The organism is Mesorhizobium sp. M7A.F.Ca.AU.001.01.1.1, assembly GCF_004022735.1.
In the GTDB taxonomy this organism is placed as follows: Bacteria; Pseudomonadota; Alphaproteobacteria; order Rhizobiales; family Rhizobiaceae; genus Mesorhizobium; species Mesorhizobium ciceri.
In genome coordinates this window covers 1-10,139 of the sequence record NZ_RZPF01000163.1, presented here as the reverse complement: position 1 = coordinate 10,139, position 10,139 = coordinate 1, and the positions used below count along the sequence as shown (strand labels likewise).

General features: G+C 63.9%; 9 protein-coding genes and 1 pseudogene. 2 read left to right on the top strand and 8 right to left on the bottom strand.

Features of this window, described 5'->3' with window-relative positions; genetic code table 11:
• From EN884_RS12700 to EN884_RS12665, 8 genes and pseudogenes are all read right to left on the bottom strand, one after another.
• A pseudogene (locus EN884_RS12700) lies at positions 1-185 on the bottom strand (dihydroxyacetone kinase); the annotation flags it as partial.
• 54 nt (positions 186-239) lie between these two features.
• A complete protein-coding gene (locus EN884_RS12695) occupies positions 240-1,253 on the bottom strand; it encodes an ABC transporter ATP-binding protein (RefSeq protein WP_063169896.1) in 1,014 nt (337 codons plus the stop codon).
• The gene (locus tag EN884_RS12690; RefSeq protein WP_013528081.1) at positions 1,246-2,358 is read right to left on the bottom strand and encodes an ABC transporter ATP-binding protein; all 1,113 of its coding nucleotides are present in this window, start codon (positions 2,356-2,358) and stop codon (positions 1,246-1,248) included. Before EN884_RS12690 ends, EN884_RS12695 begins: the two co-directional genes overlap by 8 nt.
• Positions 2,359-2,360: 2 nt before the next feature.
• Positions 2,361-2,567: a hypothetical protein gene (locus tag EN884_RS12685; RefSeq protein WP_013528080.1), complete on the bottom strand. Its 207-nt coding sequence runs from the start codon at positions 2,565-2,567 to the stop codon at positions 2,361-2,363.
• The gene (locus EN884_RS12680) at positions 2,564-3,514 is read right to left on the bottom strand and encodes a carbohydrate ABC transporter permease (protein WP_013528079.1); all 951 of its coding nucleotides are present in this window, start codon (positions 3,512-3,514) and stop codon (positions 2,564-2,566) included. Before EN884_RS12680 ends, EN884_RS12685 begins: the two co-directional genes overlap by 4 nt.
• Positions 3,511-4,458, bottom strand: coding sequence for a sugar ABC transporter permease (locus EN884_RS12675; RefSeq protein ID WP_063169897.1), 948 nt, complete (start codon positions 4,456-4,458; stop codon positions 3,511-3,513). Before EN884_RS12675 ends, EN884_RS12680 begins: the two co-directional genes overlap by 4 nt.
• Before the next feature lie 109 nt (positions 4,459-4,567).
• The gene (locus tag EN884_RS12670; protein ID WP_027164284.1) at positions 4,568-5,899 is read right to left on the bottom strand and encodes an ABC transporter substrate-binding protein; all 1,332 of its coding nucleotides are present in this window, start codon (positions 5,897-5,899) and stop codon (positions 4,568-4,570) included.
• A 277-nt stretch (positions 5,900-6,176) separates the two neighbouring features.
• Positions 6,177-6,866 (bottom strand): PIG-L deacetylase family protein, encoded by a 690-nt coding sequence (locus tag EN884_RS12665; protein WP_063169898.1) that lies wholly within the window; start codon positions 6,864-6,866, stop codon positions 6,177-6,179.
• 28 nt (positions 6,867-6,894) lie between these two features.
• On the opposite strand from EN884_RS12665, the gene EN884_RS12660 reads away from it, so the two are divergent.
• Together EN884_RS12660 and hrpB are read left to right on the top strand one after the other, a co-directional pair.
• Positions 6,895-7,785 (top strand): DMT family transporter, encoded by an 891-nt coding sequence (locus EN884_RS12660; protein ID WP_063169899.1) that lies wholly within the window; start codon positions 6,895-6,897, stop codon positions 7,783-7,785.
• A 47-nt stretch (positions 7,786-7,832) separates the two neighbouring features.
• Positions 7,833-10,139 (top strand): ATP-dependent helicase HrpB (gene hrpB, locus EN884_RS12655; protein ID WP_128360567.1); only part of this gene is annotated, 2,307 nt, incomplete at its 3' end.

Genomic DNA, 10,139 nt, shown 5'->3' with positions numbered 1-10,139 from the left:
GGCTCGTGCCCGGCCCCGCCGCCGGAGACGACACTGACTTTCGTCTTGTCCCAGTCGGCGCGCAGGACGACCTTGATCTCGGGATAGCCGTCGAGGCGCGCGAGATCGCCGGAGCCAATGGTTCGTAGCAGGCCGTCCAGCGCCTCGGTGACGATCGTTTCCCTGCGATTGAAAAAGTGCTTCATCGATTCGTCCCGTACTGGCAAAGTCAAAACCGGTGCTGAATCACCGAAAACCGCTCACATCAATCGCTGTCCATCGGCGCCGAAATACAGCGGCGCCCGGTAGCGGATCACCACTTTGTCGCCCTGCGCCAGATCCGTGTCGGGATCGGTCAGCGTCACCAGTTTCTTGGTGCCTACCGTCACATGCAAATGGTTCTGGTCACCGAGATGCTCGACCCAGTCGACAACGCCGTCAGCATGGCCATTCGCGGCCTTCGCGATCGTCAGATGCTCGGTGCGCGCGCCGATCGTCTTGGTGCCGGCCGGTGCGCCGCCGTCAGGCAGCAGCCCGGTCGGCAGAAGATTGATCGCCGGCTGGCCGAGCCTCGCCGCGACATGCAGGTTTGCCGGCTCTGAATAGATGGTGCGCGGCGAGCCGATCTGCACCAGCACGCCCTCGGTGAGGATGCCGATGCGGTCTGCCATCGTCATCGCCTCGATCTGGTCGTGGGTGACGTAAAGCATGGTGGCGCCGAGCTCGGTCTGGATGCGCTTCAGCTCGAGCCGCAGATCCGCCCGCAGCTTGGCGTCGAGCGATGACAGCGGCTCGTCCATCAGATAGATGGACGGTTTGTGCACCAGCGCGCGGCCGATGGCGACGCGCTGCATTTCGCCGCCCGAAAGCTTGGTCGAGCGGTTGGCGAGCTTGTGATGGATGCGCACCATCTTCGCCACCTCCTCGACCCGGCGGCGGATCTGGTCTTCCGGCATTTTCCGCGCCGGCGAGCGCAGCGGAAAGGCGAGATTGTCGAACACCGACAGATGCGGATAGAGCGAATATTGCTGGAAGACGAAGGCGGTGTCGCGCTCGGCCGGCGACAGCGTCGTGGCATTGTGTCCGCCGATCTCGATCGTGCCGCTGTCTGGCCGTTCCAACCCGGCGATGAGCCGCAGCGTCGTCGTCTTGCCGGCCCCGGTTGGCCCGAGCAGCACGACGAATTCACCATCTGCTATGTGCAGGTCGAGGCCGTCGACGGCGACATGGTCGCCGAAACTCTTGGTCACGTTCTTGATGTGCACCTCAGCCATGCTGGGCCCTCCGTTCCGAGGCGACATCGTGGATCGCGGTTCTCACCGCGCGGCCCGATCCCTTCTCGAACAGCGACAGCCGCGCGCTGCTCAGCGTCAGGCCGACATGGTCGCCGGTGGCGAGCCTGATTTCGGCCGGTACGCGTGCCTTGATGATGCCATCCGCCGTCTCCACCGCGACGATCTGCGTGGTGCCGAGATATTCGGTGCCGTAGATGGCGCCGCGCAATTTTGAGGCGTCGTCGAAGCGGATGTGTTCAGGGCGGATGCCGAGCGCCATGTCGCCAGGTGCGATGTCCTCGCGCACCTCCGGCACCGCGACCTTCGCGCCTTGCACGATGATCTCCCTGGCGCCCTTGGCGAGCCCGCCGCCAAATCCCAAAAAGTTCATCGGTGGCGAGCCGATGAAGTCGGCGACGAACATGGTCGCCGGGCGGTCATAGATTTCGCGCGGGCTTCCGAACTGCTCGATGACGCCATGGTTCATCACCGCGATCTTGTCGGCCATCGACATCGCTTCCATCTGGTCGTGCGTGACATAGACCGTCGTGGCATGGATGCGGTTGTGCAGTTCGCGCAGCTCGTGGACCATCAAATCGCGGAATTCGGTGTCAAGGGTTCCCAGCGGCTCATCCATCAGGAAGCATTTTGGCCGCCGCACGATGGCGCGGCCGAGCGCGACGCGCTGGCGGTCGCCGCCGGCAAGTCCGGAGACGGATTTGTTGAGCAGATGGTCGATGCGCAGCAGCTTCGCCGTTTCCTCGACCCGCGTGCGGATTTCGGCCGAAGGCATGCCTTGCGCCAGCAGCGGGAAGCCGATGTTCTTGCGCACATTCATGTGCGGATAGAGCGCGAACAGCTGGAAGACGAAGGCGATGTCGCGCTCGCGGGCCCGCAGCATGGTGACGTCGTCGCCGCCGAGCAGGATCTGGCCGCCGGTCGGCAGCTCAAGCCCCGCGATCATGCGCAAGGTCGTCGTCTTGCCGCAGCCGGACGGGCCGAGCATGACGAAGAACTCGCCATCCTCGACGACGAAGTTGGAATCCTGCACGGCGACGAAATCGCCGAAGGCCTTTCTCAGGTGCTGGACACGGATTTCGGCCATGATTATTCCGGGAATTTGGAGACGATGATGAACATCACGGTGCCGGCGAGCATGGTGATGAAGGAGTAGGTGTAGAGCGACAGCGCGAAGGGCTGGAACAGCATCAGGAAGCCGATGGCGATCAGCGCTGTCGCGATGTTTTCCATCAGCCCGCGCCGTGCCCAGGCCGGCCAGCGCGATTTGCGGTTCCCAGGCTTGGTCAAGCTCATTTGCGCACCGCGCCGAAGGTGATGCCGCGCAGCAATTGCTTGCGAAGCAGGATGGTGAAAACCAGGATCGGCACCAGGAAGATCGTCGTGCCGGCCGCGACCGCCGGCCAGTCCTGGCCGCCTTCGCCGATGATGGTCGGGATGAAGGGCGGCGCGGTCTGCGCCGTGCCGGAGGTCAGGAGAGCTGCGAACGCATACTCGTTCCAGGCGAAGATCAGGCAGAAGATGGCGGTCGCGGCTATGCCGGTCGTCGCCTGCGGCAGCACGGTGCGCCAGAAGGCCTGCAGCCGCGTGTAGCCGTCGATCATTGCCGCTTCTTCATATTCGCGCGGGATCTCGTCGATGAAGCCCTTCAGCAGCCAGACAGCCAGCGACACGTTGACCGCCGTATAGAGCAGGATCATGCCGAGCGCGGTGTCCGACAGGCCAAGCTCGCGGTACATCAGATAGATCGGAATGGCGACGGCGATCGGCGGCATGAAGCGCGTCGACAGGATGAAGAACAGGAGGTCGTCGGCGAGCGGCACCTTGAAGCGTGAGAAGCCGTAGGCCGACAGCGTGCCTAAGAACACGGCGCAGAAGGTCGAACCGAAGGCGATGATCAGCGAATTGACGAAGCGCGGCAGGAAGTTGGACGGACCGGCGATCACCATGTTGCGCTTGCGCGTGGTCTCGTCGCAGAAGCCCGTCGCCGGACCCAGCGAGTTGATGTATTCCGGCGTCTGCCGGGTCCGCGTCGTGAACAAATTGCAGTAGCCCTCAAGACTGGGCTGGAACAGGATCTTGGGCGGATAGGCAATCGAATCCGGCGGCGTCTTGAAGCTGGTGGCGAAGATCCACAGCAGCGGCACGATCGAGATCAGTGCGTAAAGCACGATGATCGTGCCGGCGATCCGTTTCGAGTTGCTGCTCGGTGCGACGACCGAATGGGCTGTGGTCAGGCTCATCTCTGCTTCACCTTGTTGAGCGCCTTGACGTAGATGTTGGCCAGGCCGAACACCGCCACGAAAAGGATGATGGCGAAGGCCGAGGAATAACCGGTGCGCCAGCTTTCGAAAGCCTGCCGCTTCAGCGTTATCGAGGCGACCTCGGTCGTCGAGCCCGGCCCGCCGCCGGTCAACAGATTGACCATGTCGAACATCTTGAAGTTCTCGATGCCGCGAAACAGCACCGCCAGCATGATGAAGGGCAGCGCCATCGGCAGCGTGATCGACCAGAACTGCCGCCAGTTCGAGGCGCGGTCGACCTCGGCCGCCTCGTAGATGTATTCGGGGATGGAGCGTAGGCCCGCGAGGCAGATCAGCATCACGTAGGGCGTCCACATCCAGGTATCGACGATGATGATCGACCAGGGCGCCAGCGACACGTTGGAGAGCATCTGAATATTGGTCGGCGGGATCCTCGTGACGAAGGAGATCGCATAGGCGAACAGGCCGATCTGCGGCTCATAGAGGAAGCGCCAGAAATTGCCGACTACCGCCGGCGACAGCATCATCGGCACCAGGATCAGCGTCGTCCAGAAGGCGTGGCCTCGGAACTTCCTGTCGATCAGCCAGGCCAGCGTGAAGCCGATCAGCGTCTGCAAAAGGATCGTCCAGAACACGAAATGCGCGGTCGTCTGCATGGCGATCCAGATGTCCTTGTCGCCGAGGATGCGCTGGTAGTTGGCAAGGCCGAGATTTTTCACCACCTCGTTCGGGCGGTTGGCCCGGTAGTTGGTGAACGACAGATAGATCGCCCAGAACAGCGGGAAGATGTTGATGGCCAGCAGCAACAGGATCGTCGGCGAGATGAACAGCCAGGCGAGGCCCTTGTCGCTGATGCCCCGGACCTTGCGGGCCAACGGTTCCGGGGTCGCCCGGGCAACGTTCTCCGCGGTCCGATTGAGCATGGTGAGTCCTGCTTCGGTCACTTGGTCGTCTCTGTCATGGAATTTATCTGAACTGCATCCCGTGCCAAGGGGCGGCACGGGATGCTTGGCTTAGCTCGGGAGGAGCTGGTTACATCTTGCCATCGTCCTGGAAGACCTGGGTCCAGTCCTTGACCAGGCCGTCGAGCGCATCCTTGGCCGAACCCTGGCCGGCGACGACATAGTCGTGGAAGCGTTTCTGCGAAGCCTGCAGCAGCGGGGCGTAGCTCGGCTCGGCCCAGAAGTCCTTCACGATGGCCATCGAGTCGAGGAAGGTCTGCGCATAGGGCTGGCTGGCCGGGAACTTCGGATCCTTGACCACCGCGTTGAGGCACGAATAGCCGCCGAGCGACCACCATTTGGCCTGCACGTCCTTGTTGGCGAACCACTTGATGTATTTCAGCGCCGCCTCCTGCTTGTCGGAATAGGACACCACGGAGATACCCTGGCCGCCGAGCTGGGCGAACTGCTCGCCGTCGGGACCCTTCGGGTTGACGAAGTAACCGATCTTGTCGCCGCCGACATTCTCGTCCTTCTGCAGGCCCGGCCATGTGAAGGCGAAGTTCATGTGCATCGCCACCTGGCCGGATTTGAAGGCATCGACGCCTTCGCCCATGTAGCTGTTCGAGGCACCGGGCGGCGTGCAGCAATCATAGAGCGCCTTGTAGAACTCCAGCCCCTTGACCGACTTGTCGGAGTTGACGAAGCCTTCCATTTCATAGGGCTTCTTGGGGTTTTCGTATTGGAAGCCATAGCTGTAGAGCACGTCCATGGCGCCCATGGTGATGCCTTCGGAGCCGCGCTCGGTGTAGATCGAGGCGCCATAGACGGTCTTGCCGTCGATCTCGCGCTTCTGGAAGAACTCGGCGACCTGCTTCAACTGGTCGAAAGTGGTTGGCGGGCCGAGGTCCCAACCGTACTTCTCCTTGAATTCCTTCTGCAGCTCCGGCTTGGAGAACCAGTCCTTGCGGTAGGTCCAGCCGACGACGTCGCCCATGGCCGGCAGCGCCCAGTAGTTCGGCGTGTTCTTCGGCCATTCCGAATAGCCGACGACGGTTGCCGGCACGAAATCGTCCATGCTGATCTTCTCCTTGTCGAAGAAGTCGTTCAGCTTGACGTAATGGCCGTTCTCGGCAGCGCCGCCGATCCACTGGCTGTCGCCGATGATCAGGTCGCACAATTTGCCGTGCGAGTTGAGCTCGTTGAGGAAACGGTCGGCATAGTTGGTCCACGGCACGAACTCGAATTTCATGCCGATACCGGTTTCCTTGGTAAAATCCTTGGACAGTTCGACAAGCGCGTTGGCCGGGTCCCAGGCGGCCCAGCACAGGGTCAGGTCTTCAGCGTGCGCGACGTTCGCGACGGCTGTCGACGCTGTGATTGCCGAGGTCAGTCCCAACGCCAGTTTCAAGCTCGATTTCATGACTTCCTCCCATTTGCGAAACGCGCCCGGATGACGGTTTCAAAAAGCCCTCAACCCCTCTCCTCAGGGGCCCAAACATGGCGGCGCGGTTGCGCTGCAGATGTTTAGTAATTTGTTTAGTGATGCAATTTTTACTAAACAAGGCAAGCGAATTCGTTGCTGCGCCGCAGCATGCTTATGGCGATGTCTGAAAACGTTGGGAAAAGCGCGGGTCGCTGGCTGGTTTACCGAAGCTGTTCAGGCCGATTCTGACCGGGACGTGGGGCAGCCTCGGCTTTCAATCTACCCTTCTGGTGCTCACCATCACCTTGCGGATCGCCGGCGCCGGCGGCAGCAGCGCGCGGATATCGGCGAACGGGAACGACGGTTCGAAACGGAAGGCTTCGGCCGATGAGCCTTGCGCGCCGTTGCACTGGCCGGCGCGAAAGGCGTTCTGTGTCCGCGCAATGTCGACGAAGCGGTCGGGATCCTGCGATTGATGCATGCGGATCGCCTCGGCCTTGACGTCGGCATGGGCGGAAATGTCGACATAGTGCGTCGGCGAGAAACCGGTGCCGCCCATCGTGTCGGCATGCAGCACTGGGACGGCGAAAGACGCCGCGATACGAACGCCGTCCGACAGCGCGCGATGGTCTGCATGATAATCGTTGGGCGCATGCGTGATCACCAGATCCGGGCCGATTTGACCGATCAGTGCTTTCAGAGCTCCAATCAGCGCTGCATCGGCCACCAGCTCGCCGTCCGGGAAGTCGAGGAAGCGTGGCACTGCGCCTACCAGCGCGGCCGCGGCCGTTGCTTCGTCGCGACGGACACGAGCGAGAACAGCGGGATCACTTGTGCCGCCCCTGGCACCATCGGTGGCCATGGCAAAAGTGAGTTCTGCGCCTTGCGCAGCATAGGCGGCCATCGTACCGAACATGAAGATCTCGATGTCGTCCGGATGCGCACCGAGCGCCAGGATTTTCAAACCACTCTCTCCCCGGAATTGGAACAACGTGACGAACGGAATCCTGCTCGCCCTGATCGCCTACGCAAGCTATTCGGGTAGCGATGCCGTTGTCAAAAGCCTGGGCGGTCAGCTCACGATCTTCGAGATCGGCTTTTTCATAACCTTGTTCGCGGGCTTCTTCCTGTTCTTCACGCGGCCCGCGGGCGAACGCTGGCGCGATTTCTGGCGCACCAGAAGGCCATGGGCGGTGCAGGCGCGTGCCTGGGCGGGCATCGCTTCCGGCGTGCTCAGTGTCTACGCCTTCACCACCATTCCGCTGGCCGAGTCCTATGCGTTGATATTCCTGGCGCCGCTCTGCGTCACCATTCTCTCCACGGTGATCCTCAAGGAGAAGGTCGGCCCCTGGCGCTGGCTGGCAGTGGTCGCCGGTTTCGCCGGTGTCATGCTGGTGGTGCGGCCGGGCTTTCGCGAGCTCAATCTCGGCCACCTTGCCGCCTTCGGTGTTGCCTTCCTCGCCGCCACCAGCGTCATCCTGATGCGCTCGCTGGCGCAGCAGGAAAAGCGCACCACCATGCTCGGCGTGCTGGTCGGCTACGGCCTGCTGTTCAACGGCATCGGTGCCGCCGCCACCTCGTTCACCGTTCCCGACGGCAAGCAGTTGCTGTGGTTGGCGGCGGCCGGTGCCTTCACAGCAGGTGGACAATTCCTTCAACTGCTGGCCATGAAATACGCGCCTGCCAACCGGGTCGCGCCGACGCATTATTCGCAGATCGCCTGGGCGGTGATCCTCGGCGCGTTGTTTTTCCAGGAATATCCGGACGGGCTGTCGCTGGTTGGCCTGGCGGTCGTTGGCGGCGCCGGCCTGTTGACCATGGTGCGTGAGGAAGCGCGGCTGGGGACCGTGCGCTGGAACCCGTTTTCGCGTACCCGGCTTTGAACCGACTCTGGTTGCGCCGTGGCCGTAACCGCTGATATGCGGGCGCCATGACCACAAAACCCCTGCCGGAGCTTCCTGTGTCCGTCGTGCTGCCGGCGCTGAGGGAAGCGCTTGGCGATGGCAACAGCGCCGTGCTGGTGGCGCCGCCCGGCGCTGGCAAGACCACGCTGGTGCCGCTGGCGCTGCTTGACGCGCCTTGGCTCGGCGCCGGCAAGATCATCCTGCTTGAACCGCGCCGCCTCGCCGCTCGCGCCGCCGCTCGCCGGATGGCTGAGTTGCTTGGTGAGGAACCCGGCGCCACCGTCGGCTACGCCATGCGCATGGAAAACCGCATTTCGGCAAAGACCAGGATCGTGGTCGTCACCGAAGGCGTGCTGGCGCGCATGATCCTCGACGATCCCGAACTGCCCGGTGTTTCGGCTGTCATTTTCGACGAATTCCACGAGCGTTCGCTCGACGGCGATTTCGGTCTCGCTCTGGCGCTCGACGTGCAGGGGGCGCTCAGGCCGGATCTGCGCTTGGCTGTGATGTCGGCGACGCTCGACGGCGCGCGCGTCGCCAAACTCATGTCGGGCGCGCCGGTCGTCGAAAGCGAGGGTCGCGCCTTTCCCGTCGATATCCGTTATGACGAACGGCCGGCCGGCATCGCCATCGAGGACGCGATGGCCAAGGCGATCCGCGCCGCCCTTGCCGACGAGAGCGGCAGCGTCCTTGCCTTCCTGCCCGGCCAGCGCGAGATCGAGCGCACCGCCGAACGGCTGGCCGGCAAGGTCGGCACCGATACCGACATCGTCCCGCTCTACGGCATGCTGGACGGCAAGGCGCAGGACGCGGCGATCAAGCCGCCGCCGGCGGGCCGCCGCAAGGTGGTGCTGGCCACCTCGATAGCCGAAACCTCGATCACCATCGACGGCGTGCGCGTCGTCATCGATTCCGGCCTGTCGCGGCTGCCGCGCTATGAGCCGGCCAGTGGCTTGACCCGACTGGAGACCGTGCGTGTCAGCAAGGCTTCCGCCGACCAGCGCGCCGGCCGTGCCGGGCGCACGCAGCCAGGCGTCGCCATCCGGCTGTGGCGGGCCGAGCAAACGGCTGCACTTCCCGCTTTCACGCCGCCGGAAATCCTTGAGGCCGATCTGTCCGGACTGCTGCTCGATTGTGCTGCCTTCGGCGTTGCCGATCCGTCAGCGCTTGCTTTTCTCGATCCGCCACCTGTTCCGGCCCTCAATGAGGCAAGGGGGCTACTGCGCGCGCTGGATGCCATCGACGAGACGGGGCGCCTGACGGAAGCGGGTGCAGCGATGCGCAAGCTCGCTCTGCCGGTGCGGTTGGCGCATATGGTTGCCGAGGCAGCCGGCAGCGGCCATGCCTTCGAGGCGGCAATGTTCGCCGTGCTGCTTACCGAACGCGGCCTCGGTGGCCTCGGCGCCGATCTGGAGCGGCGGCTGATGCGTTTTCGCGGGGAAAGATCTCCGCGCGCTACCGCCGCCAAGCAGCTCGCCGAAAGGCTGGCAAGGCAGGCTGGCGGAGCAAAGGGCAGCGAAGCTGCGGCGGGCGGTCCCCTGCTCGTGCACGCCTGGCCGGATCGGGTGGCGAAGGCGCGCGGCGAGCGCGGCCGTTTCGTGCTGGCCAACGGCTCCGGCGCCATGCTCGACGCCGCCGACCCGCTGGCGGGCGAGCCGTTTCTGGTCGTCGCCGACCTGCAGGGCAAGGCACAGAATGCGCGCATCACGGCGGCAGCGGCGATCGGCGAGGACGATGTCCGTGTCGCGTTGGCGGACAGGATCGAGGCGCGCCGTGAAACGAGCTTCGATCGGGACAAGCGCGCCGTGCGTGTACGTGAAACCGTGCGCCTTGGCGCCATCACGCTCGCCGAGCGCATGCTGCCGCCGCCAACGGGGGCCGACGCCGACCGCGCCGTCCTCGATGCCGTGCGCCAGCACGGGCTGTCGCTGCTGACCTGGAGCAAGGAGGCGCAAACGCTGCGCCAGCGGCTTGGCTGGCTGCATCGCGGCCTGGGCGCGCCATGGCCCGATATGGCGGATGACGCCCTCGTCGAGCGCCTCGACGACTGGCTGCTGCCTTACCTCGCCGGCGCGGCATCGTTTGCCGCCATCGATGCAGGCGTTGTCTCGGCCGGGCTGGCCAGCCTCGTGCCGCATGATCTGCAGCGCAGGATCGATACGCTGGCGCCGACCCATTTCGACGCTCCGTCCGGCAGCCATGTGCCTATCCGCTATGACGGCGAATGGCCGGTGCTGGCGATTCGCGTACAGGAGCTGTTCGGCCTCGACCGCCATCCTTCGATCGCCAATGGCACTGTGCCGCTGACGCTCGAACTCCTGTCGCCGGCGCAC